Genomic DNA, 24872 nt, shown 5'->3' with positions numbered 1-24872 from the left:
CTCCTTACTTGACGACGATCACGCCCTGCGTGGTCGCCATGTGGAATTCGTCGTAGAACTTGTACTGCCCTGGCGACAGCGGCCCCAGCACCACAAAGCTGTCCGCACCCGGCGCCAGCACCTTTTCCTTGCGCAGCTGCAGGCTTTCGAACTCGGCGGCAGTCTTGCCCTTGTTGACGATTTCGATCTTGAAGCGCACGCCGGCAGGGGCGGTGATCTGGCGGGTGTTGATCTTGCCGTCGTTAAGTTCCAGCCGGAACACCGGCAGGTCGGCGGCAATGGCCTGTGTGCCGAGCAGAGCCAGCGCACAGGCCAGCAGGCGAATGGTGTTACCCATGGTGATTTCCCGTGATGTAAAGCGACACAGCGCCGCGGCATGGCCGGCGGCGCTGATGAGAGTCTGGTACTACAGGGCTTAGTAGCCGCCCTTCTTGCCGATGCCGGCGTAGGTGAACTCGTAGTTCAGGTCGAAGGGCTTGAACCAGGCACCAACGCCGGTTTCCTTGTCGACATGGCGGCCAAAGTGGGCATGCTGGTTCATGCTCGGCGGCATGATGGTGAACTTGAGCTTGTACTTGCCCGGGCCCATCAGCTTGACGTTGTCGCCGTAGTGCGGGCCGTCGGAGGCCACCATCGGCATGAAGTCGCCCTTGATCACGTCCTTGCTGCCTACCTTCTGCACTTCGTACTTGATCACCAGGTACGGCACCCAGTCGCCTTCGCCAAAACCGTTGGGGTTGCCCTTGGCGGCGTGAATGTCAGCCTCCAGGTGCACATCGGATTCCTCCGCCTTGCGCATCATGCCGTCCGGGTCCATTTTCACCGGCTGCAGGTAGACCGCTGCCACTTCCAGACCGGCCTTGATCTGCGGCTTGCCGATAGGGTATTCCGCTGCCGAGGCCAGCAACGGCAGGGTGAGCAGACTTGCGGCCAACAGGGTGCTGTTACGGATGCGCATGCTTGATTCCTTTGCGATAACGGTTCGGCCGGGCGAGACGCCACGGCACCAGTAGTTGAAATCTTAAGTACATTAAGAACCATTATCAATACAGCGAAGGTAACTGTCCTTGATCCACGACAAGCACGCGACGTTACCGCGTCTGCCGCCAGAATTTACATCCAGCAAAAACAACACCTTAGCCTGCCGCCACCATGTACATTTCGTTACATTAACCGCTAGTCCCAGTAGCCGGGGGCGGCGTACACCTCTTTCAGATGTTCGATGAACAGCCGTACCCGCCCCGGCAGGTAGCGGCGCTGCGCCATCACCGCGTACACCGGGTAATCCGGCGAGGAATATTTGTCCAGCACCGTTACCAGCCGCCCCTCGCCGATGTCGTCCTTCACTTCCCACATCGAGCGCCAGGTCAGGCCCAGGCCCTGCAGCGCCCAGTCGTGCAGCACCGCGCCGTCGTTGCACTCCAGCGCGCCGCGCACCTTCAGGTTCACCAGCTCGCCACCCACCTTGAAGGTCCAGCCACGGCTCTGGCTTTCGCCCAGCGACAGGCAGTCATGCTGCGCCAGATCGTCCAGTGTTTTGGGCGTGCCGCGCCGCGCCAGGTAGGCGGGCGACGCCACCACCACGCGGCGGTTTTCTGCCAGCCGCACGGCGATCAGGCTGGAATCGGCCAGGTCGGAAATGCGGATCGCGCAATCGATGCGGTCGCGCGCCAGGTCCACCAGCCGGTCGGACAGATCCAGCGCCACGCGCAGGTCCGGGTGCTTGCGCAGAAAGCTGGCCACGTGCGGCGCCACGTGCTGGCGGCCAAAACCGGCCGGCGCCGACACCCGCAGCTGGCCGCGCGCGCGGCCGCTGCCACTGGCAATTGCCGATTCGGCCTCTTCCAGCTCGGCCAGAATGCGCAGGCAGTCCTCGTAAAAGGCACTGCCTTCCTGCGTCAGCGAGATGCTGCGCGTGGTGCGCACCAGCAGCTTGGCACCCAGCCGATGCTCCAGCGCATCCAGCCGGCGGCCGATGATGGCCGGCACTACCTGCTCCTGCCGGGCAGCGGCGGAAAGGCTGCCCAGATTCACCACCGAAACAAAGGTTTCCAGCTGCTTGAACACGTCCATTTCCGCACCAAAAGTAAAAGATGTTGTGGCATTTTAGCGCTTTGCGCAGCGCAGCAACATGGCTACACTGGCCGTCATAACAGGGCTGGTCGGCACGGTTTTATCCGCCACCGGCCACAGGCAGACATCCACAGAAACAAGTCTACGAGAGAGAACTAGCATGACAGCGCGCATCCAGAAACACCGCCTGGCCGTTGCGGCCAACCTTCACGATTTCATTGAGCAGGAAGCCCTGCCCGGCACCGGTATTGCCAGTGATGCCTTCTGGCAAGGTTTCGATGCCATCGTGCATGAGCTGGGGCCGAAGAACCGCGCGCTGTTGGCAGTACGGGACCGCCTGCAAACTGCCATCGACGAATGGCACCGTACCCATCCGGGCCCGATTGCCGACATGGCGGCTTACAAGCAATTCCTGACCGACATCGGCTACCTGCAGCCGGTACCGGCTGACAGCCGCATCGACACCAGCAATATCGATACCGAACTGGCCGAGCAAGCCGGCCCGCAGCTGGTAGTGCCGGTGATGAACGCCCGCTACGCGCTGAATGCGGCCAACGCCCGCTGGGGCAGCCTGTACGACGCGCTGTACGGCACCGATGCCATCAGCGAGGCAGACGGCGCCGGCAAGGCTGGCGGCTACAACCCGGTGCGTGGCGGCAAGGTCATCGCCTTTGGCCGCGAGTTCCTGGATCAGGCAGCGCCGCTGGAAGGTGGCTCGCACAAGGACGCGGCGGCTTATCGCGTGGCAGGTGGCCAGCTGCAGGTTGCGCTGCAGAACGGCAGCGTATGCGGCCTGAAGCAGCCGGCACAGTTCATCGGCTTCAATGGCGATGCCGCCGCGCCTACCAGCGTGCTGCTGAAGAACAACGGCCTGCACTTCGAGATCCAGATCGACAAATCCAGCGCCATTGGCGCGCAGGACGGCGCCGGCGTGAAGGACATCGTGATGGAAGCTGCCATCAGCACCATCATGGACTGCGAAGACTCGGTAGCCGCAGTGGATGCCGACGACAAGGTAGTGGTGTACCGCAACTGGCTGGGCCTGATGCTGGGCACGCTGGTGGAAGAAGTGGAAAAAGGCGGCAAGACCTTTACCCGCCGCCTGAACGCCGACCGCCGCTACAGTGCGGCCAACGGTGGCGAACTGACCCTGCACGGCCGCAGCCTGCTGTTCATCCGCAACGTTGGTCACCTGATGAGCAACCCGGCGATCCTGGACGGTGAAGGCCGCGAAATCCAGGAAGGCATTCTGGATGCAGTGGTTACCACCCTGATCGCGCTGCACGACCAGCAGCGCAAGGGCAACTCGCGCACCGGCTCCATCTACATCGTGAAGCCGAAGATGCACGGCCCGGAAGAAGTTTCCTTCGCCGATGAGCTGTTTGGCCGCGTGGAGCAGCTGCTGGGCCTGCCGCAGTACAGCGTGAAGCTGGGCATCATGGATGAAGAGCGCCGCACCAGCGTAAACCTGGCCGCCTGCATTGCCGCCGCGCGCCGCCGCGTGGCCTTCATCAACACCGGCTTCCTCGACCGCACCGGCGACGAGATGCACACCGCGATGGAAGCCGGTCCGATGATCCGCAAGGGCGACATGAAGACCTCCAGCTGGATCACCGCCTACGAGCGCAATAACGTGCAGGTGGGCCTGGCCAGCGGCCTGCGTGGCCGTGCACAGATCGGCAAGGGCATGTGGGCGATGCCGGACCTGATGGCCGAGATGCTGAAGCAGAAGATCGGCCACCCGAAAGCCGGTGCCAACACCGCCTGGGTACCGTCGCCCACCGCCGCCGTGCTGCACGCGCTGCACTACCACCAGGTAAACGTGCAGCAAGTACAGCAGCAGCTGGAAGCGCAGCCGGCCGCCGAGCTGCTGGACGATCTGCTGACCATCCCGGTTGCGGCCAACCCCAACTGGTCCGCCGCCGACATCCAGCAGGAGCTGGACAATAACGCACAGGGCATCCTCGGTTACGTGGTGCGCTGGGTGGACCAGGGCGTGGGCTGCTCCAAGGTGCCGGACATCCACAACATCGGCCTGATGGAAGACCGTGCCACGCTGCGCATCTCCAGCCAGCACATTGCCAACTGGCTACGCCACGGCATCGTGACCGAGGCTCAGGTGATGGAAACCCTGCAGCGCATGGCCGCGGTGGTGGACCAGCAGAACGCCGGCGATGCCGCCTACCGCAACATGGCCGGCAATTTCGACAGCTCGGTGGCGTTCAAGGCCGCCTGCGACCTGGTGTTCAAGGGCTGCGCCCAGCCGTCCGGCTACACCGAGCCGCTGCTGCACGCCTGGCGCCAGGTGGCCAAGGCCCAGGCATAAGCCTGTGCCGGCCCTGACCAGGGCAGGATGATGCCATCCTGATGCCGTCAAGCACGCCGCACTCCTCCTGGAGTGCGGCGTTTGTTTTGCCGGCATTTATTTGCCAGCGCTGGCATATGCCATATGGCATCATCTATGACACAATTTTTGACAATCATGCCGCTGCCGCGGCCGGTGGCAAACAGATGGGCGCCTCGAAAAACCCGGCTTTCCAATTTAGATAACGCGGCGAGACAAGGTGCGAACGAAAAATGTCGACGCAGCATATGGTTGATATGTAAGGAGAAATTTTTCGTGAGCAATGCAGTATCGCGACGAAAGCGGGAGTCTTTCGAGATGCCCGGATAAACGAGGCAAGAACGCACGGTGGATACCCTACCCCAGGACAAGGCACAACTGGCCGGCTATCGCCCGGTATCGCTGCGTCGCCTGCAGCTGGCTCGCTCAGTTGTGCGCGGCCAACTGCTGGGCCTGTGGCTGCTCTCCATGCTGGCCTGCATCGCCCTGGGGCTGGGGGCGGTGATCTGGCAATGGTCCGGCATGCAGCTGCAGTTCGGCGGCGCGGCGATCTATGTGTCGGTTTACCCGCCGCTGACACTATGCCTGCTATGGGGGCTGCTGTTCGGCCTGCAGTGGGGCGCCATTCCGGCCTATGCCGCCACCTTCTGCCTGTCGCTGTATGCCGGCCTGCCGCTGGGCTGGGCGGCGTTGTTCGCGCTGTCCAACCCGCTGGGGCTGGCAGTCTTCAGCATTGCCTACCGCGCGCTGCCGGTACCGCTGAATCTGCGCAGCCTGGATGCGCTGTTCTTCTTTGCGCTGATTGCCTTCTTCAGCAGCGTATTCAGCGCCAGTGGCGCCTTTATCTGGATCTACACCAACCGCATCGGCTCCAGCGACGCCTTCGGCATCTGGCAGGGCTGGTGGCTGGGCAACTTCCTGCAGCTGCTGCTGATCTGCGGCCCGCTGCTGTATCTGCTGGCCGGCCCGCTATGCCGCTGGCGCGACCGCATGCTGTTCAGCGGCCCGCAGCCACGACAGGCCAGCCTGCGCTGGATCTTGCCTGCCGCCGGCATGGTGGTGGGCGGGGTGTATCTGTATATCGCGCTGTCGTTCTGGCTCAGCAGCAATGCAGTCCGCGCCAGCCAGGCGCTGGGAACCGTCGCCGGCTGGCAGCATGCCAGCGAGCTGATCGCCGCCTCCTCTGCCGCGGTGTACCTGGTGGTGGCCATCATGTTTCTGGCCATGGGTTTTCTGGGTTACCGCTTCGTGCACAGCTGGGTACGCCAGCTGCAGCAGGCGGCACGGGCGGCCGAGGCGGCCAACGTGGCGAAATCCGGCTTTCTGGCACGCATGAGCCACGAGATCCGCACCCCGATGAACGCCATCATCGGCCTGAGCAGCCTGGCACTGCAGCAGGAGGTGCCGCCGCGCGAGCGTGACTATCTGCAGAAGATCCGCGCCTCTGCCGATTCGCTGCTGGTGATCATCAACGACATCCTGGATTTTTCGCGTGCCGAAATGGGCAAGCTCGCCCTGGAGCAACGCCCATTCCAGCTGGAAGCCCTGCTGCAGGCACAAGCCGATCTGTTGCGGCCGCAACTGGCGGCCAAGTCCTTGCCGTTACTGGTGAGCATCGCTCCGGATGTACCGCAGGTGCTGCATGGCGACAGCGTGCGCCTGGGACAGGTGCTGCTGAACCTGCTGGGCAACGCGGTGAAGTTCACCGACAGCGGCGAGATCCGCCTTGGCATCAGCTGCCTGGCGGTCAGCCAGACGCAAGCCGCACTGCAGTTCTCGGTAAGCGACAGCGGCATCGGCATCGATGCGGCCAAGCTGCCGCATTTGTTTGCGCCCTTCACCCAGGCCGATGAGTCCATCAGCCGGCGCTATGGCGGCACCGGGCTGGGGCTGGCGATCTGCCAGCAGCTGGTGGCGGCCATGGGCGGCAATATCACGGTGGAAAGTCAGCCGGGGCACGGCAGCTGTTTCCGCTTCACGCTGTCGCTGCCCTACGAGCCGGATAGCCAGCTGGCACCGCTGCCGGAGCCACTGCAGGTATTGCTGATCCAGCGCAGCGAGCCGGCGCGGGAAAACTGCCTGCAACAGCTGCAGCAGCTGGGTGCCAGCGTGCAGGCCTGCAGCGGGCTCGGCACCAGCAAGGCGCTGCTGCAGCAGGGCTACCGCCCGCAGTGGGTGATTACCGATCTGCCGGCGCAACGCAGCCCCCAGGATTACCTGGGGCAGCTGCGCAGCCTGCTGGCTGCCGACTGCCGCATCCTGCTACTGGCCGACAGTGACACCCTGTCGGCAGAAATCCGCGCCATGCTGCCGCAGCTGGACGCGCCACTGCTGCCGGGCAAGCTACGCCGCGCGCTACTGGCCAGCAGCACCTTGTCCGCCGCAACGTTGGCCGCAGCCGACGACAGCGCCACACCGCCAGCGGCCAGCAATCTGCAGGGCAAGCGCATCCTGCTGGCAGAGGACAACCCGATCAACCAGCAGATCGCCAGCGAGCTGCTGCAGGCCGCCGGCGCCCAGGTATGGTGTGCCGAAAACGGCATCCAGGCGGTGGACATGGCCGTGCACAACCTGTTCGACGCCATCCTGATGGACATCCACATGCCGCAGCTGGACGGCCTGGCCGCCGCGCGCCGCATCCGCGAGCAGGGGCTGCGCCTGCCCATCATCGCGGTGACCGCGCATGCTTTCGACGCTGCGCGGGACGAGGCGATTGCCGCCGGCATGGACGATCACCTGGCCAAGCCCTACACCCCGGCACAGCTGTACCACACCGTGGGGCAATACGTCGGCAGCGGCCCGACGCCGATTCCACTACCGGCCGACCCGACGCTGCAGCCACCGGCCGGGCTCAGCGTCAGCCAGTACCTGTCGGTGCTGGGCAAGTTCCGCAAGTACCACGCCGAGGATGCCAGCCTGCTGCGCAGCGCCGCCGCACGGCAGGACATCGCCGACATCCAGCGCCTGGCCCATAACCTGAAAAGCGTGGCGCACTACATCAACGCCCCGCAGGTGCAGCAGCTGGCGCAAAGCCTGGACCTGGCCGCCAAGGACGGCCAGCTGCCGGCGGACCTGGTGGACAGGTTGGCGCAGGCGCTGGACGAAGTGCAGCAAACGCTGGCACGGCAGCTGCCACCAGCGTCGTAGGGCGCCTCGAAACACCCGGCTTGCCAATCGCAAGAACGTGGCGAGAGCCACGTCGTATCGCAACGAAAGCGGGAGTTTTTCGAGGTGCCCCGCAGTATCACCGGCGGCTGCCTGGCTGCCGGCCATCACCCAAGGAGGAGTCATGCAGAACAACCTGATCGTCGCCCTGCTGCTGGGCCTGCCGCTGCTTGCCACCGCTGCCGATATCGAAGTCGACCTGGGCAAGCGCGATGACGTGGCGGCGCTGTTTTCCTACCCCAACTGCCAGCAGAACTGCCCCGAACCGGCGCCGTCACTGGAAATGACCGTCAGCCACTGGCTGATGCAGAACCTGCTGCGCGATGCCAGTGCCAGCGGTGGCAAGGTGCCACCAGCGGTAAAAGTGCGCAACGATGGCGACCACATCAAGGCCAGCATCAGCAATGCGCCGGGTGACGACTACGGCCAGCAGATCAGCAGTTATCTCGACATTGGCCAGCTGGGTTACCAGGGCGCGCAGGACATCAAGCAGGCCGGCGGCTGGAAAAGCGACTGGCGCTTCTTCCTGACCCTGGGCATGGCGCTGCGCAACCACCGCACCGTACAGCTGCTGCACTTCCCGCCGGATACCGTGCTCAACGACAGCCAGGACTACCTGACCGCCGCCACCACCCTGCGCTGGGCGCAGGTGCTGGGCTACAACGGCATGAACACCCGTGACAACGGCCTGTACCAGACCATTGCCGACATCGCCCCGATTGCCGCCCCGGCCAGTGCCGGCAGCGAGCTGACCCAGGTGTACAGCTACTTCAGCCCCTACACCAGCGCCCTGCTGCAAAGCTGGACCGCGCCACAGGCCGGCAGCAGCAACGTCCGCCCGATGGTGGCGCTGGGCGGGCCGGCACGCGCCTGGTTTGCGCAGCAATACCTGCCGGCCGGCAGCAGCATGGATGTGCTGCAGCTGGTAAAAGTGGATATCGGCAGCAACAAGCAGGTGCCGGTACTGGGCGGCAACCACCCCAGCTACATCTGGTACGCCAATACCGATCAGGATGGCATTGCCATCATGCAGCAGGATCTGACGGTGGCCTGCTGGCAGAATGCCATGGGGCAGAAACCGGATGGCGATGCCCAGAGCGTGCTGAACAGCTGCACCACCAGCTGGAAGAACGACAGCGACATGGTCTGCCGGCTGTACTACACCTCGGTGAAAAACCTGAGCGCGGCCGACGCCAAGGCCAAATGCAGCTAGGGTCAGGTGCAGCTAGGGCCGCGGGCAGCTGGCAAATGGCATTGCCAGCCTGCCTTGCCTAGTATTCGATAAGACAGCCTCAGTGCTGCCATGCCGCCCGCTTGCTGTCTGCCAGCGGGCGGCACGGGCACCCTTGCCCGGATACTGTCCGCACAGGATCGCCCGCCATGCTCAACCTGCCACGCCCGCGCAACCTGGCACGCCTGCTGTGTCAGCTCACCCTGCTGGGTGGCGTGCTGGGCATCGTGCTGGCGCTGGTACTGGCCTGGAATGGCTACCAGCAGGCCATGCAGCGTGGCCGCAACGAACTGCAGGCCAATGCCGGCCGGCTGGTGGCGAGCATTGATCATGAACTGCAGATGCGCCGCAACACGCTGCACAACATGAAGGTGCTGGCCGAGCAATATCTGGCCGAACGCAGCCCGCTGGCCTGGAGCGCCCACCCCTATCTGCAGCCGGAAAGCCGCTACGCCGGCTACTCCCTGCGGCTGCCGCCCGGTTTCAACTTCGAGCAACTGGGCAATGTCACCGGACTGGGGCCGCTGCCTGCGGACGACTCGCAAACCATGCGCGAAATCCAGATGGCGCTGGCGCTGACCCCGCTGTTCCGCAGCCTGATCGAGCGCGACCCGGACACCCCCTGGGTGTACTACACCTCGGCACAACGCTTTCTCTACCTGTACCCGCGGGTGGAAAGCAGCGATTTCTTTGTCAGCCAGCAGACCTTCAGCATGCCGTTCTACCTGCAGGCCCACCCGGCTTACAACCCGAGCGGCGAGCTGATCTGGACACCGGTGTACCAGGATCAGGCCGGCAAGGGCTGGATGGTCACCATGTCGGTGCCGGTGCAGGATCGCGGGCGCTTTCGCGGCGCCATCAGCGTGGACATTGCCACCAGCCGCCTGGTCTGGCTGCTGGAGCGCAGCCCGATCCCGCATACCGCGCTGCACCTGCTGCAGGCCGACGGCCAGAGGCTGGCCAGCAGCGGCGGCCCGCCACCGGCGCTGATACCGCAAAACTGGCCGCAGTACACGCTGCAAGCGCGCGGCCAACGCCTGCAGGCGGTGTTTCCGCTGCAGGCCAACCACTGGTTCCTGGTGCTGGACAGCGATGCCGCGGCCTTGCAGCAGGCCGCGCTGCGCCAGGCGCTGCCGCTGGCGCTGCTGGCGTTTTTCCTCACCGCCAGCCTGCTGCTGGTGCTGGGCCTGCTGCGCAGCCAGTCGCGGGTAGAGGCACTATCCACCCACGACTGGCTGACCGGGGTGTGGAACCGCCGCGCCTTCGACGAGCAGCTACTGGCCGCGCTGAGCCTGCTCAAGCGCGAGGGCAGCAGCCTGGCACTGATCCTGTTCGATGTGGACGACTTCAAGCATTACAACGATACCCAGGGCCACCCGGCTGGCGACAAGGCACTGCAGGACATTGCCCAGGCGGTACAGCAGGTGGCGCAGCGTGCCGACGACCGTGTCTACCGGCTGGGCGGCGAGGAGTTCGCCGTGCTGGCCAGCCTGCCGGATGCAGAGCGGCTGCAGGCCTTCATGGAACATATCGGCAGCGCCGTGCGCGAGCAGCGCATCGAGCACCCGGGCAGCCAGCTCGGCCTGCTGACCATCTCGCTGGGCGGCGTGCTGCTGCAACATGGCAGCCACACCACCGCCGCCGATGCCTACCGCCAGGCCGACAAGGCCCTGTACCAGGCCAAGGATAGCGGCAAGAACTGCGCCTGCTGCTGGCGTGGCGAGTGAGTAACCCCACGGTAATATCCGCGCGCGGCACTGGCAGTGGCGCCTACACCTGCACCGACGGCACCGACTTCATGCAGCGCAGGGTGAAGTGCGAGCGCGAGTGGCGAATGCCCTGGATCTTGTACAGCTTCTCGCGCAGAAAGCGCTCGTAGCCGGCGGTGCCATCCACCGCTACCTTGATCATGTAGTCGTACTCACCGGATAGCAGATGCGCTTCCAGCACTTCCGGCAGCGCCGCCAGCTCCTCGCCAAAGCGCGCCAGGGTGTCTTCCTCGTGCGCGTTCAGCGTCACCTCGATCATCACCGTGTCGCGCAGCCCCATTTTTTTCTGGTCGATCAGCGCCACGTAGCCCTGGATATAGCCTTCCTTTTCCAGCTGCCGGGTGTGCTTCCAGCAAGCCGATGGCGACATGCCAACCCGCTCCGCCAGCTCGGCGTTGGACAGCCGCGCATTGCGCTGCAGCTCGCGCAGGATGTTTCTGTCCTGCGCGCTCAATGTGAATTCGCTTTCCTGCATTTTCCACCTCGGAAACATTCATCACCAGAATAGGTAATACAGGAAACATTCTAGCCGCAAGCCTGGCAACTGGCAGCCAGTTTGAAAGCCTGTTTACCACCGGCGGGCATACACTTTTCCCACCTTGCATGCAGGCAGACAGCCGGCCACCCGCCAGCTGCCCAGCGCCGGCCACCCCGCCGCCGCGCTGCCTGGCGCCAACGCCGCCGCCCACCAGGCTGGCCGCCGCCGCGCAGCATGCCAAAACAAGAGGTCGGCAAGCGCCGGGACAAAGTCAGCCGCCCACCGGGCGCGCAAACGCCATGCGGCCAACCCTGAATCCCCCAGGGTTGGCCGCATCGTGCTGTTTGCTGTGGTGAGTCAGTCGCGCTGCTGCAGGGCGCGGGCAATGAAGTGGCGCGGCACGCGCGGCTTGGGTACCCGCACGTCGAACCACTGCTGCACGTTCATCTCCAGGCCGATGCCGTGCATGAAGTTGTACAACGCCTTGTTCAGCGCGCGGCCCATCGCCTCATGGTCGGTACCGGTGGGGTCGATGAAGCCCACGTCGTTGCGGGCGAAGGTAATCTGCGGCTGCGGAATCAGCTTGACGCCGTATTCGTCCGGGTTCTGCCCCACCGGCGAATGCACGGTGCAGGCAAAGCGGTGGAAGAAGCCGCTCTGGATGCAGCCGTTGTCGAACAGCTGGCGCACGTATTCCAGCGCGTCCACGGTGTCCTGCACTGTCTGGGTGGGGAAGCCGTACATCAGGTAGGCGTGCACCAGAATGCCGGCCTCGGTAAAGCCCTGCGTCACCCGCGCCACCTGCTCCACTGACACGCCCTTCTTCATCAGCTTGAGCAGCCGGTCCGACGCCACTTCCAGCCCGCCGGAAATGGCGATGCAGCCGGAGTCGGCCAGCAGCTGGCACAGCTCGGGGCTGAAGGATTTTTCGAAGCGGATATTGCCCCACCAGGAGATGCTCACCTTGCGGCGCAGCAGCTCCTCGGCCAGCGCGCGCAACATCTTGGGCGGGGCCGCCTCGTCCACGAAGTGGAAACCGGTCTGCCCGGTCTCGGCGATGATGGCCTCGATGCGGTCCACCAGCACCTCGGCCGACGCGGTCTCGTAGCGCGAGATGTAGTCCAGCGTCACGTCGCAGAAGCTGCACTTTTTCCAGTAGCAGCCGTGCGCCACCGTCAGCTTGTTCCAGCGCCCGTCGCTCCACAGCCGGTGCATGGGGTTGAGCATGTCCAGCAGCGACAGGTAGCGATCGATGGGCAGGCCGTCCCAGGTAGGGGTACCCACTTCGCTGAACGGGATGTCGGCCTCCATCATGTTCACGTAACGTACCGCGTCGTCTTCCCGCAGGTAGGTACGCACCAGCCGCGAGGCGCCACGGTCGCCGGCGAAATGCTCCAGCAGCGCCAGGATCGGCTTCTCGCCGTCGTCCAGGGTGATGAAATCGAAGTAGTCGAACACTCGCGGCTCTTTCAGCTCGCGCAGCTCGGTGTTGACGAAGCCGCCGCCCAGCACGGTGCGGATCTGCGGCCAACGTTGCTTGATGGTCTGCGCGATGCGGAACGCTGCGTACACCGAACCGGGGAACGGCACCGACAGCAGCACCACGTCCGGCTGGTGGCGCTCGATGGCGGCCACGGTCAGCTCGGCCAGGGTGTCGTCCACCAGGTTGGGCGCCGCCGCCAGCGCCTTGGCCAGCGGCTCGAAGGTGGGCTGCGCCATGGCCAGCGATTCGGCGTAGCGCACGAATTCGAAGCGCGGGTCCACCGCCTCGCGCAGCACATCGGCCAGGTCGTTCAGGTACAGCGTGGCCAGGTGGCGGGCGCGGTCGTAGCTACCCAGCGCGCCAAAGGCCCAGGCCAGCGGGTCGCCGCCTTCCGGGTCATCCGGGTCCATGTAGTTGTCCAGCGAGGCAAAGCGCGCGCCTTCCGGCAGGTAGCCGCGGCTGGCAATGCGGTAGGCCAGCGTGGCGTCCCGCCCCTGCAGGAAAGCGATCACCCGGTCCACGGTGAGCAGGTACTGCTCGTAATGCTCGATGAAGTGCCACAGCTGCTGGCTGCGCTTCTTGTTGGGTACCGCCTCCACCGCCGGGCGTATCGCCTCCAGGCCAGCACGCGAGAACAGCCGCAACACCAGCGCCAGCGCCAGGTCCTCCTGCACCGCCGCCACGCCGCGCGAACGCAGGAAGCCGGTGATGTAGGCGGTGGACGGGTACGGCGTGTTCAGCTGCGTCATCGGCGGGATGAGCGACAGCACGCGGGGCGAAGCGATCTGGGGCATGGCGGGTTCCGGCAAAAACAAGGGCAGCCACCGGCTGCCCGAGACAAAGTCCTTGCGCAACGCGGGAGGACTTTGTTTTGTAAACAGGAAGGCTGCCGATTCAACGACTTGGCTGAAGCGGCCCGGCTTTGCGGGTCCGGCAGCATCCGAACAATGCACTTTGTCAGCAGCCTGGCGGGCAGCGCTGGGCTGCCCGTGGGGTGGTGATTTTCTCATGAAACCGTCGGCTTGACATGGCCACACCGCAGACTTGCCAGCCGCAAACCAGTGCATGCACAAAAATGACATTGCGTTAAAATGCCGGCTTCCACTCACCCGATAACGAGGACACCATGCGTCACCTGATCCGCATCCTGAGCCTGGGCCTGGGGCTTACCCTGGCCACCGGCGCCCTGGCCAACTCCAGCTGCGACAAGCCGCGCAACGATTTCGACGATCTTTACTGCCTGAACAAGGTGTACAGCCAGGCCGACAAGGATCTCAACGACAACTACAGCCAGCTGGCCAAGCTGCTGGATGGCGATGGCCGCCGCGCCCTGAAGGGTGGCCAGCTGCAGTGGATGCGCCAGCGCAACGACAACTGCAGCTATCGCGACCAGCGCGGTTTCTTCGTCAACCTCGATTGCGCCACGCAAACCACGCTGGAGCGGGTGCGCTTCCTGCAAGACCGCGTGCGCGAATGCAAGAGCGCCGGCTGCATGAACAGCAAGCTGTAAACCTGCCGGGGCAGCCGTGCATGCCATTTTGCAATGTCTGCCCCGCCATTTATGCAAGCCAGTTGTTATCGATATACGTCAGCGGCTGCCTATAGTGACAACAGCCACCACCACTCACGTGACCATTCCGCCATGAACGAGCAGCAAATCGACCTGGTACAGCGCGCCTGGGACCAGCTGTCCTACAACCGCGAGCAGTTCACCCACGACATCTACAGCGCGCTGTTCCGGCTGGATCCCAGCCTGCACACCATGTTCAGCCTGCCGCCGGAACGGCTGGCGCAGAACCTGGCGCGCACGCTGAATACCGTGCTCACCAGCCTGCATGACCTGGACAGCATCCGTTTCATCATCGTCAGCCTGGGCGCGCAGCATTACCGCTACGGGGTGAAGCCGGAACATTTCGCTGTCCTGAAGGCCGCGCTGACCGAAGTATTGCAGCAGCACCTGGGCAAACGGCTGACGCCGGAACTGGCCGAAGCCTGGTCACAGGCCTACGACCTGATTGCCGGCCTGATGCTGGAAGGCCTGGCGCAGGCGGCAAAACAGCAAGCCAGCTGATGCCGCAGCGGCACAGTCCTCAACCCTTGCCATCGCCAGTGGGTTGCGGCCGGCACAGCGCATAGAACACCGCCCGGGCGCGGCCGCCATGCTTGGCTTCGTATAGCGCGGCATCCGCCGCCTGCAGCAGGCTGCCGCCGCCATCCTGCAGCACATCCTGCTCATCCATCTCGATAGTGACCACGCCGCCTGCCTGCGGCCCGCCGCAGGCATCGAAACAGGCACCACCAATCGACACCGTCACCCACGGCGCGGTCGCCGAAGCATCATGCGCTATTGCCAGCTGCTGCACGGCCTGCAGCATGCTGTCGGCGATCTGCCTGGCGCCGTCCAGGCTGGTATCCGGCAGCACCACCACGAACTCCTCGCCGCCGTAGCGGGCCACCAGATCGCTGGGGCGTTTCACCACGCCTTGCAGGGCCTGCGCCACCGCCTTCAGCGTGACATCGCCCTGCTGGTGGCCGTAACGGTCGTTGAACGGCTTGAAGTGATCGATATCCACCATCAACAGCGCCAGTGGCAGTTGTGCGCGCTGTGCCCGCGCCCACTCCTTGAGCAGCTGCTCGTCGAACACCCGGCGGTTGGCCACCCCGGTAAGGCCGTCGATCAGTGCCTGCCGCTTGAGCTGGTCGCGCGCCAGCTTGAAGCGCAGGTGGTTGCCAACACGCGCCGCCAGGATGGCGGGGCGAATCGGCTTGGTGATGAAGTCCGCAGCTCCCAGCGCCAGGCCGGCGGCTTCCACCGCCTCTTCGCTGTGGCTGGTGACAAAAATCACCGGCACCTCGTCCAGCAGCGGGTCGTGCTGCATCGTCTCGCACACCTGGAAACCGCTCATGCCGGGCATCTCGGCATCCAGCAGCACCAGATCGGGTACTTCCTCGTGCGCCAGCCGCAAGGCGTCCTCGCCACAGGTGGCAAAGCGCAGCTGCGCCAGCGGCGCCAGGGTCTTGGCCATCAGCTGGATAACATTGGTGTCGTCGTCCACCAGCAGCAGGCGGGGACGACTAGTGGGCATCTTGGCGCTATCGGGCATAGGTCGGCATCGGCAAGGTCAATCGGTAGCTATCGGGCAGCTCGAACACTCCCGCTTTCGTCGCGATACTGGGTTGCTCACGAAAAATATCTCCTGAGATATCAACGCATATGCTGCGTCGACATTTTTCGTTCGCGCCTTGTCTCGCCGCGTTATCTGAATTGGAAATCATGGTTTTCGAGGCGCCCTATCGTCGGCAGTGCCATGGCGAGCATGGCCTGCAGGCCACCGGCGAAATCCAGTCTTTCCAGCGCGGCCTCCATGCGGCCAACGCTGGCACTGTCAAACTGCAGCCGCATGGCCGGCAGCATGCGCTCGAACAAGGGCAGCGCTGCCAGGTCCTGCCGCCGCAGCAGGGTTTGCAATTGTTCCCATTCTGCCGCATCCAGCTGGCTAATGCCCGCCTCATGCACAGGCTGCGGCGTGGCGGACAATTCTTGCAGCAATGGTCTGGCAGCTTTTTCCAGCTCCTGTAGCGCCTGGCGTACTGCCTGCACCGCCTCGGCCTCGGCCTGCGGCTGTGCTGCCGGCTGTGCCAGCAGCGTCTCGGCCTGGGCGGCATACTCCTGCACCTCACTGGCGCCTACCGTGGCGGCACTGCCCCGCAGCTTGTGCATGCGCGCCCGCAGTGCGTCGCGCGCCTCTGGCTGCGGCCACTGTTGCGGTAGCAACTCGGCGCTGAATTCGCGCAGCAGATGACGCAGCAGGCGTGGAAACAGTGCCGCATCGTAGTTCAGATGTTGTGCCACCTGCTGCTGGTCGATACCGCGGATTTCCGGCCATGGCGCTTGCAGCTGTTCACGGCGCTGGCTGGGCTGCGCCACCGGCAGCAATCGGCCGCTTTCCTGCTGGATTGCGGCACGTATCGCCAGAAATAGTGCCGCCGGTTCCAGCGGTTTGCTGAGAAAATCATTCATGCCCACCGCCATGGCGCGCGCACGCTCTTCGCTGTGGGCGCCCGCCGTCAGTGCCAGCACCGGCAGCGTGCTCAGCCCCAGCTCCTGGCGCAGACGCCGGGTGGCTTCCAGGCCATCCATTTCCGGCATCTGCACATCCATCAGCACCACATCTACTGCCCCGGCATGCTGCTGCAGCCACTGCAGTGCCTCGCTGCCATGGTGTGCCAGTGTCACGCTGGCGCCTTCTGATTCCAGCAGCCTGCGGCCAACGTCCAGGTTGATTTCGCTATCGTCCACCAGCAGCACCCGCACCCCCGGCAGGCAATGCACGATGCCGTTGCCCAGCTGGGTGGCACGTTCCAGTCGCTGCCCCTGGCCAGGCTGTTGCTGCATCGCGTGGTGCAGCGCATTGAACAGCTCGGCGGCGGTCACCGGCTTGGTCAGTATCTCGGCCGCCAGGTGGCGATAATCCAGCTCCAGGATGGCCTGGCGCTCGTGCATCGACACCACCAGCGCCGCCGGCAGGTGCTGCCGCCCCCAGTGTTGTTCCAGTTCAGCCAGCGTCTGCAGGCCATCCAGCTCCGGCATCTGCCAGTCGACGAGCAGCGCTTCCGGCAGGGGCTGTGACTGCCCTTGCCGCTCGGCGGCCAGCTGCAGCAATTCCTTGCCGGAAGCCAGTGCCTGAGCCTGCCAGCCCAGGCTTCTGGCCAGCGCCAGCAAGGCCAGCCGGTCGGCCGGATTGTCGTCCACGATCACCAGTTCCAGCGGCGCATTGATATGCGGCAACAACTGCGGCGACTGTTCGACCCGGGTCAGCGGCAGCTGGAACCAGAAGCGGCTGCCCTGCCCCGGCACGCTGTCGACCCCGATCTGCCCGCCCATCATTTCCACCAGCCGGCGGGCAATCGACAAGCCCAGCCCGGTACCGCCAAAACGCCGCGTGGTAGAGGTATCGGCCTGGCTGAACGGCTTGAACAGGCGGGCCTGCACTTCCGGGGACATGCCGATGCCGGTATCGCTTACCTCCACCCGCTGCAACAGGGAATCCTGGCTGTCGACATCCGTGGCGGTCACCGTAACGCTCACCCCGCCTTCGGCGGTGAACTTGATGGCATTGCTCAGCAGGTTCACCAGCACCTGGCGCAGGCGCAGGGCATCGCCGCACAGCCCGCGCGGCAGCCCATCTTGCAGCTGCAGCTGCAGGGCCAAGCCTTTTTGCTGCGCCTGGGTACGGAACATATCCAGTGCGCCCTGCAGCACCTCCTCCACGGAAAACGGCTGCGACTCCACCTCCAGCCGGCCGGCCTCGATCTTGGAGTAGTCCAGCACATCGTTGATGATGCTCAGCAGCGCATGGCCGGCTTGTTGCAGCTTGCCCAGCAATTGCTGCTGCTCGGCATTCAACGGAGTCTGTTCCAGCAAGTAGGCCAGGCCGATCAGCGCATTCATCGGCGTGCGCAGCTCATGGCTGATGGTGGACACGAATTCGTCCTTCATGCGCTCTACCCGCTGCCGCTGGGTGATGTCCTGAGCAATGCCCAGGTAGCCGCTGATGCGGCCGTCGGCATCGCGCATGGTGGTGACCACCAGCGCCACCGGGAAACGGCTGCCGTCGCGCCGGACATAGGTCCACTCCCGTGTTTCCGAGCCATGCAGCTCGGCCTGAAGCACAAAGGCGCGAAAGCCCTCCACCAGTTGCCCGCCCTGCGTGCTGAGCTCGCGGCCACGGGCAGCCACCTCTTCCGGAACATGGATCACCGCCGGCGTCTGCTTGCCCACCATCTCCGCCGCTGTCCAGCCCAGCATCTGCTCGGCGCCGGTATTGAAAATGGTGATCAGCCCGTCGCAATCGGTAGCGATGATGGACAGCTCCGAGGCCGCGCGCAGCACATCGCCAAGCAGGGCCGCCAGTCGCGCCTGCTCCTGCTGCGCCAGCTTGATCGGCGTGATGTCATGCACGATGACGTAGAAACCGCGTACTACGCCATTGACGATATCCGGAAGATAGTTGGCAAGCGAAAAACGGGAGCCGCCACAGGGCTTGGGTATTTCCCGCTCGAATATCTGTGGCTCGCCACGCAGCGCCGCCTCGATGTATGGTCGGTTTTTCTCGAACAGCTCCGGCCCCAGCAAGTCCTGGATACGGGTACCAGGCAAGGAGCCGGCATCGCAGCCAAACCAATCGCTGTATGCATGATTGGCCACGCGATTGACCAGCTTGCTGTCCCAGTAACCGATCATCGACGGCAGCGCATTGATCACCTGTTCCAGATCGTGCCTCGCCGCCTCCAGCGCCGCGGTACGCTCCCGCACCTGGCTTTCCAGCCGTTCGTTGAATTCCTGCAGCTGTCGCTCGCGCGCCTTGCGCTCGGCGATGTCGCGAATGAACTTGGCCACGCCGATGGCCTGACCATTGCTATCGCGCAGCACCGCCAGCGTCACCGACACGTCACGCAGGCTGCCATCGCTGCAGCGGCGCTGGGCATCGAATGGCGGAATCCACTCGCCGCCGGCCAGGCGTTGCAGCATGGCCAGTTCTTCCGCATTGTCAGCAGAAGGCAGCAGCAACTCGGCCAGGGCATGCCCAAGCGCTTCCTCCGCACTGTAGCCAAACAGCTTGTGCGCGGCATCGTTCCAGAATGTCACCCGGCCTGTCATGTCCTCGCCGATGATGGCATCGCTGGCATGGCGCACGACGGTAGCGAGCCGCGCCTGCTCCTGCAGCACCTGCTCCCGCCCCGCCCGGCCCTGGCGCCACAGCAGGAAGATCACACTGCACAACAGGCTGCCGGCCAGGCCAAGCAACAGCACACTGGAGGCGGAAGTTTGCCGCAGGCTGGCGACGAAGCCCGGGTGCGCCTGCAAGTCGATCCGCCACTGCCGGCCCATTACCGGCAATTGCAAGGCGCGCTGCAACAGTACCGGCATGGCCTTGTGCTGCGCACCGGTATCGAAAATCAGCTCCCCAGGCCGCCCGGCCTCGACATCGCTGAAACGCAGGCTAAGGTTGCCATCTTCCGCCAGCAGCCCCTTGAGCACGTCACGCATCAGCAAGGGCGCGTAGGCCCAGCCCAGCAGGGCAGCCTCGCGCGCGCCGGCACTATCCAACGGCTGGCCGGGACGGTAAATGGGCTGCAGCATCAGGAAAGACTGCTGCCGCATGGCTTCCGCCTGTACCAGGGTAATCGGCGCGGTCAGCGCGGTAGTACCACTGAACATGGCACGCTGCGCCGCCTCGCGCCGCTTGCGCTCCGAGGCAATATCCAGCCCTACTGCCGAACGGTTGTTTGCCAGTGGTTCGATGTACTGAATGATGTAGCGATCGCCCTGTGGCGGATCGAGATGACGAACACCGAAATCCGGGGCACCATCGGCGCGGGCCTGGCGGACAAAACTGTCCTGCTGCCCTGCCGGCACCCGTCGTATCAGACCGAAGCCACGCGCACCGGGGAAACGATGTTCGGCGTCGCGCAGCTGGCTGTAATCGCGGAATTGTTCGCGGCGAATATCCCACTCGCCCAGTGTCAGCACCAGCGCACGCACGCCGGCAAGCCCGTGCTGGATATCTTCCAGCCGCTTGATCGCCTGCTCCGCCAGCACGCTGGCGCGGGCATCCAGCGCGGACTCCAGCTGCTGCTGATTTTCCCTGGCCTGCAACAGCGACAGCAGCACACTCAGCAAGGCGCCGCACAGCAGAATGACAATGGCGCCATACCATACCTGGCGCGGGTATTTGATTGATGGCCTGCTGCTTGGCGGCGTGTTTTGCATGTGAAATCTGTTTTCAGTTTTAGCCGGCATCGGCGCCTGCTAATCAATAAAACTTAAAAATCACATCTACACAAGTTTCAGACACATCTCAAGCCGGCGGGAGTTTGATACCGCCTCCCGCCATGCTTACGCCAGGTCGAACAGCAGCGCCTGCAGCGGCTCGCGGCCAACATTGCGCAGCGAGTAGGCCGCCAGCTCGCTCACCTTGGCGGCATCGCCCGGGCCGAGCTGGCTATCCGCCAGCTCCAACTGTCCTTTCACCATGTGCACATAGCTGCAGCGCCCCGGCTGCTGGCTGAACTCCAGCGTATCGCCCGGCGCCAGCATCAGCTGGTACAGCCGCGCATCCTGCCGCATCTGCAGGCTGCCGTCGGCACCATCCGGCGATGCCACCAGCGTCAGCCCCGGCGCCATGCCGAAGTCCTTCTGCTGGTAGCCAGGCGTGCCACCGCGCTGGTTCGGCTCGATCCATATCTGCAGAAAGCGCAGCTCCTCGCTGTCGCTGGCGTTGTACTCGCTGTGCAATATGCCGCGGCCGGCGCTCATCAGCTGGAACTCGCCGGCACGCAGCACTTCCTCGGTACCGGTGGAGTCGCGGTGGCGGATCGCCCCGGCCAGCACGTAGCTGATGATTTCCATGTCGCGATGGCCGTGGGTATCGAAACCGGCGCGCGGCAGCACACGGTCGTCGTTGATGACGCGTAGATCGGAAAAGCCCATGTGCGCCGGGTCGTAGTAGCTGGCAAAGGAAAAACTGTGCCGGCTTTGCAACCAGCCAAAATCGGCCTTGCCACGGGAGTCGGCGCTACGGATATCGATCATGGTGAGTTCTCCTGAATAAGTTACCCAGCTGGCAAACTGGCATCACGTGTCTTTCCTGCTGTGATGTCCGTTACTGTAACCCTGTTATCAATAAAGAAAAATCGCAGAAATCCGCTTAGCTATTTCAGTAAATCAGAACAAAATAGCTGCAACGCAGCAGACTGCACCGGATGGCACTTGATGCAGCACAAGCCAGCCTGACGCCAGCACCCACTGCTGCGATTTTGTAATATCGTTTTATTAACTGTGTTGTCATCCGGAGCGCCACCATGCACTTTCTGCAAGCCCTGCCACCCTATGTGTTCTTTACCGGCAAGGGCGGGGTCGGCAAGACCTCGCTGGCCTGCGCCACAGCGGTAAAGCTGGCCGACACCGGGCTGCGTGTGCTGCTGGTCAGCACCGACCCGGCATCCAACATCGGCCAGGTATTCGGCCAGACCATAGGCAACCATATTGTCGCCATAGCCGCGGTGCCAGGGCTGGCGGCGCTGGAAATCGACCCGCAGGCCGCGGCGCAGGACTACCGCGACCGCATCGTCGGCCCGGCACGCGGCGTGCTGCCGGAGGCCGAAGTGCGTGGCATGGAAGAGCAACTGTCCGGCGCCTGCACCACCGAGATCGCCGCCTTCGACGAATTCACCGCCCTGCTGACCGATGCCGCGCTGCTGCGCGACTACGACCACATCGTGTTCGACACCGCCCCCACCGGCCATACCATTCGCCTGCTGCAATTGCCGGGGGCATGGAGCGGCTTCCTGGACAGCGGCCAGGGTGATGCCTCCTGTCTTGGGCCGCTGGCCGGCCTGGACAAGCAGCGCAGCCGCTACCACGCCGCGGTGACGGCGCTGACCGACCCGGCGCGCACCAGGCTGGTGCTGGTAGCCCGAGCCCAGGCGGCCACGCTGCGCGAAGTGGCCCGCACCCGGCAGGAGCTGGCCGCATTGGGCATGACGCAGCCACAGCTGGTGCTCAATGGCGTGCTGCAGCAAACCGCCTGCGACGGCGACCCGCTGGCTGAGGCGGTGTGGCAGCGCGAACAGGCTGCACTGGCAGCCATGCCGGCCGAGCTGGCCAGCCTGCCGCTGGACACCGTGCCGCTGCTGCCGGTGAACCTGGTGGGCGTGGCAGCATTGCGCCAGCTGCTGTCGGCGGCACCGCTTGCCGCTAGCGCCGCTGCGGCCGACATCAGCCTGCCACCACTGCCGCAACTCTCCAGCCTGGTGGAGGAACTGGCGGCCAACGGCCATGGCTTGATCATGCTGATGGGCAAGGGCGGCGTGGGGAAAACCACCATGGCGGCGGCCATTGCCGTGCAGTTGGCCGCACGCGGCCATGCGGTGCACCTGACCACCTCCGACCCGGCCGGCCAGCTGGATGCCAGCCTGCAGGGCAGCCTGCCCACGCTCAGCATCAGCCGCATCGACCCGCAGGCCGCCACCGAGCAGTACCGTGCCCAGGTCATGGCCAGCAAGGGCAAGCAGCTGGATGAACAGGGCCGCGCCATGCTGGCGGAAGACCTGCGCTCCCCCTGCACCGAGGAAATCGCGGTGTTCCAGGCTTTCTCACGGGTGATCCGCGAATCTGGCCGCAAATTCGTGGTGCTGGACACCGCCCCCACCGGCCACACCCTGTTGCTGCTGGATGCCACCGGCGCCTACCACCGCGAGGTAGTGCGGCAGATGGGCGAGCGCCTGCACTTCACCACCCCGATGATGCAACTGCAAGACCCGGCACAGACGCGGGTGCTGATCGTCACCCTGGCGGAAACCACGCCGGTACTGGAGGCTGCCGGCCTGCAGGCCGATCTGCGCCGTGCCGGCATCGAGCCATGGGGCTGGATCATCAACAACTGCCTGGGCCAGGCGCAACCTCGTGCAGCGCTGCTGCGCCAGCGTGCCGCCAGCGAGCTGCCGCTGATTGCACAGGTGCAACAGCAGCACAGCCAGCGGCTGGCCGTGGTGCCGCTGCAGCAGCAGGAGCCGAACGGCGTGGCGGCACTGCTGGCACTGGGTCACCCGCAAGCGCCCGCTGCAGGCTGATACAGCGTCGCAGCTGCCACACCAGCCGCTGCGACTTGTCCGATAAATTCCCTCCCTACCGGAAATAACGCGCCTTTTGTGGCGAGTGCTGCTGCAATACACCAGCACCCGCCTTCTGGCGGGTCTACTTTTTCTATATGTGGTCACCCCACTTTCACAGGGAGTTTTCACCATGCAATGCCCAATGTCCGGCCAGCCGGCCGAGCCGAGCAGCAACAACGACGCACGCTGGCACGAAGCGCAGATGGATTTCTCGAAACTGATGAGTTACGGCGACTACCTGGGGCTGGATCAGATCCTGACAGCCCAGCACCCGCTGTCGCCGGATCACAACGAAATGCTGTTCATCGTGCAGCACCAGACCTCCGAGCTGTGGATGAAGCTGATGCTGCATGAACTGCGCGCCGCCCGCGAGCAGGTGAAGCAGGATCAGCTGGCGCCGGCATTCAAGATGCTGGCACGCGTGTCGCGCATCATGGAGCAGCTGGTGCAGGCGTGGAATGTGCTCTCCACCATGACGCCACCGGAATACACCGCCATGCGCCCCTACCTCGGCCAGTCGTCCGGCTTCCAGTCCTATCAGTACCGCGAGATCGAGTTCATCCTCGGCAACAAGAATGCGGCGATGCTCAGCCCGCATGCCCACCGTCCGGAACACCTGGCCGTGGTGCAGGAGGCACTGGAAACCCCGTCGCTGTACGACGAGGCCATTCAACTGATGGTGCGCCAGGGTCTGCATATCGATGCAGACTGGCTGCAGCGCGACTGCACCCAGCCCACCAGCTACAACGCCTCGGTAGAGGCTGCCTGGCTGCAGGTGTACCGCCAGCCGGAGCAATACTGGGAGCTGTACCAGCTGGGCGAGAAGTTTGTCGACCTGGAAGACGCCTTCCGCCAGTGGCGCTTCCGCCACCTGACCACGGTAGAGCGGGTGATCGGCTTCAAGCGCGGCACCGGCGGCACCGAGGGCGTGAGCTATCTGCGCAGGATGCTGGACGTGGTGCTGTTCCCGGAGCTGTGGCGGCTGCGTACCGAGCTGTAATCACCGTCGCCACTGCGCTTGGCACACAAGGGTTGGCCGCATGCGGCCAACCCTTGTTGTTTGCAGCCTCGCTGGCAAGGAATGAAATTAGTCTGTAGATTCTATGTTGGAGCACAAGCCTTGCCGACAAGCTTGGGGTCGTAAGGGACGCCCGAATTCCAGACAGCAAATGCGATGCGCAGGATCTTGCGGGCGATGATGCAATAGACGGCGGTAGATGGTAGTCCCTTCTTCAACAGCGCGGTCTGGATGGCTTTCCAGATGGGGTGGCGACACGCACTGACGGCCGCCAGATACAGCAACCGCCGCTCTTCAGGATTCCCCCGCTTGGAGAGGTGGCGGGTGCCGGTGTATTGACCGGACTCGCGCGGCCTGGGATCCAGCCCCACTNAGCAGCGCCTGCAATTGGCTGTCGATATCGGCAATCAAGGCATCAAAGGCGCGCATCAGTTTACAGAGCGCCTGGGCGCACTGCGAAGTCTCTGCAAAGCTCATGCGTAAGCTGGTACGGCTCTTCACGACTTGATGACGGCGCTGGATCAGCGTAGTGATCGTTTGCTGCTGCGCTGTGAGCGGGACGTAGGCGTGGCACTTGTCCGTCTCATTGTGCGTGTAGCGGGCAATGCCGCGGGCATCGAGTACATCTGTCTTG

General features: G+C 64.4%; 17 protein-coding genes. 8 read left to right on the top strand and 9 right to left on the bottom strand.

All coding sequences use genetic code 11. From position 1 onward, the window contains the following. Positions 1–4: 4 nt before the first annotated feature. From ACFOKJ_RS06525 to ACFOKJ_RS06515, 3 genes are all read right to left on the bottom strand, one after another. Positions 5–337, bottom strand: a complete 333-nt coding sequence (locus ACFOKJ_RS06525) for a cupredoxin domain-containing protein (RefSeq protein ID WP_390277674.1) — start codon at positions 335–337, stop codon at positions 5–7. 78 nt (positions 338–415) lie between these two features. Next, the gene (locus tag ACFOKJ_RS06520) at positions 416–958 is read right to left on the bottom strand and encodes an iron transporter (RefSeq protein ID WP_449369335.1); all 543 of its coding nucleotides are present in this window, start codon (positions 956–958) and stop codon (positions 416–418) included. Positions 959–1176: 218 nt separating this feature from the next. Next, positions 1177–2073, bottom strand: a complete 897-nt coding sequence (locus ACFOKJ_RS06515; protein WP_390277672.1) for a LysR family transcriptional regulator — start codon at positions 2071–2073, stop codon at positions 1177–1179. Positions 2074–2233: 160 nt separating this feature from the next. Here ACFOKJ_RS06515 and ACFOKJ_RS06510 point away from each other — a divergent pair, with 160 nt between their 5' ends. The 4 genes from ACFOKJ_RS06510 (at position 2234) to ACFOKJ_RS06495 (ending at position 10540) form a co-directional block, all read left to right on the top strand. Next, positions 2234–4399, top strand: a complete 2166-nt coding sequence (locus tag ACFOKJ_RS06510; RefSeq protein WP_390277670.1) for a malate synthase G — start codon at positions 2234–2236, stop codon at positions 4397–4399. A 366-nt stretch (positions 4400–4765) separates the two neighbouring features. Further along, entirely contained in the window at positions 4766–7564 is a 2799-nt protein-coding gene (locus tag ACFOKJ_RS06505) for an ATP-binding protein (RefSeq protein ID WP_390277667.1), read from the top strand. Between the two features lie 142 nt (positions 7565–7706). Continuing rightward, the gene (locus ACFOKJ_RS06500) at positions 7707–8795 is read left to right on the top strand and encodes a hypothetical protein (protein ID WP_390277665.1); all 1089 of its coding nucleotides are present in this window, start codon (positions 7707–7709) and stop codon (positions 8793–8795) included. A gap of 167 nt (positions 8796–8962) precedes the next feature. Further along, entirely contained in the window at positions 8963–10540 is a 1578-nt protein-coding gene (locus ACFOKJ_RS06495) for a sensor domain-containing diguanylate cyclase (protein WP_390277663.1), read from the top strand. Between the two features lie 43 nt (positions 10541–10583). On the opposite strand, the gene ACFOKJ_RS06490 is transcribed toward ACFOKJ_RS06495, so the two are convergent. Together ACFOKJ_RS06490 and ACFOKJ_RS06485 are read right to left on the bottom strand one after the other, a co-directional pair. Continuing rightward, the gene (locus ACFOKJ_RS06490) at positions 10584–11036 is read right to left on the bottom strand and encodes an Lrp/AsnC family transcriptional regulator (protein ID WP_390277661.1); all 453 of its coding nucleotides are present in this window, start codon (positions 11034–11036) and stop codon (positions 10584–10586) included. Between the two features lie 381 nt (positions 11037–11417). Next, positions 11418–13337 carry a B12-binding domain-containing radical SAM protein gene (locus ACFOKJ_RS06485; RefSeq protein WP_390277659.1) on the bottom strand — a complete coding sequence of 640 codons (1920 nt, stop codon included), beginning with the start codon at positions 13335–13337 and terminating at the stop codon, positions 11418–11420. A gap of 332 nt (positions 13338–13669) precedes the next feature. Here ACFOKJ_RS06485 and ACFOKJ_RS06480 point away from each other — a divergent pair, with 332 nt between their 5' ends. After that, on the top strand, positions 13670–14053 hold the full coding sequence (locus ACFOKJ_RS06480; RefSeq protein WP_390277657.1) for a lysozyme inhibitor LprI family protein: 384 nt from the start codon (positions 13670–13672) through the stop codon (positions 14051–14053). A 132-nt stretch (positions 14054–14185) separates the two neighbouring features. Continuing rightward, positions 14186–14614, top strand: coding sequence for a globin domain-containing protein (locus ACFOKJ_RS06475; protein WP_390277655.1), 429 nt, complete (start codon positions 14186–14188; stop codon positions 14612–14614). A gap of 19 nt (positions 14615–14633) precedes the next feature. Here the strand turns inward: ACFOKJ_RS06475 and ACFOKJ_RS06470 are convergent, their stop codons facing one another. The 3 genes from ACFOKJ_RS06470 to ACFOKJ_RS06460 all read right to left on the bottom strand — a co-directional run bounded on the left by ACFOKJ_RS06470 (position 14634) and on the right by ACFOKJ_RS06460 (position 21139). Next, positions 14634–15629, bottom strand: coding sequence for a GGDEF domain-containing response regulator (locus tag ACFOKJ_RS06470; RefSeq protein ID WP_390277653.1), 996 nt, complete (start codon positions 15627–15629; stop codon positions 14634–14636). Positions 15630–15799: 170 nt separating this feature from the next. Beyond that, complete coding sequence (locus ACFOKJ_RS06465; RefSeq protein WP_390277651.1) at positions 15800–20317, bottom strand: PAS domain-containing hybrid sensor histidine kinase/response regulator; 4518 nt, start codon at positions 20315–20317, stop codon at positions 15800–15802. Between the two features lie 126 nt (positions 20318–20443). After that, on the bottom strand, positions 20444–21139 hold the full coding sequence (locus ACFOKJ_RS06460) for a pirin family protein (protein ID WP_390277649.1): 696 nt from the start codon (positions 21137–21139) through the stop codon (positions 20444–20446). 269 nt (positions 21140–21408) lie between these two features. Between ACFOKJ_RS06460 and arsA the strand changes: the two genes are divergently transcribed. Both arsA and kynA read left to right on the top strand, forming a co-directional pair. Beyond that, positions 21409–23178 carry an arsenical pump-driving ATPase gene (gene arsA, locus ACFOKJ_RS06455; RefSeq protein ID WP_390277647.1) on the top strand — a complete coding sequence of 590 codons (1770 nt, stop codon included), beginning with the start codon at positions 21409–21411 and terminating at the stop codon, positions 23176–23178. Between the two features lie 172 nt (positions 23179–23350). After that, on the top strand, positions 23351–24220 hold the full coding sequence (gene kynA / locus ACFOKJ_RS06450; RefSeq protein WP_390277645.1) for a tryptophan 2,3-dioxygenase: 870 nt from the start codon (positions 23351–23353) through the stop codon (positions 24218–24220). A gap of 101 nt (positions 24221–24321) precedes the next feature. Here the strand turns inward: kynA and ACFOKJ_RS06445 are convergent, their stop codons facing one another. Further along, a complete protein-coding gene (locus ACFOKJ_RS06445) occupies positions 24322–24609 on the bottom strand; it encodes a transposase (RefSeq protein WP_390277643.1) in 288 nt (95 codons plus the stop codon). Positions 24610–24872 lie beyond the last annotated feature (263 nt).

The sequence above is a fragment of the Vogesella amnigena genome, assembly GCF_042648905.1.
GTDB classification, from domain to species: domain Bacteria; phylum Pseudomonadota; class Gammaproteobacteria; order Burkholderiales; family Chromobacteriaceae; genus Vogesella; species Vogesella amnigena.
Note: the sequence above shows the minus strand (reverse complement) of the source record. Positions and strands in the feature narration are given on the sequence as shown.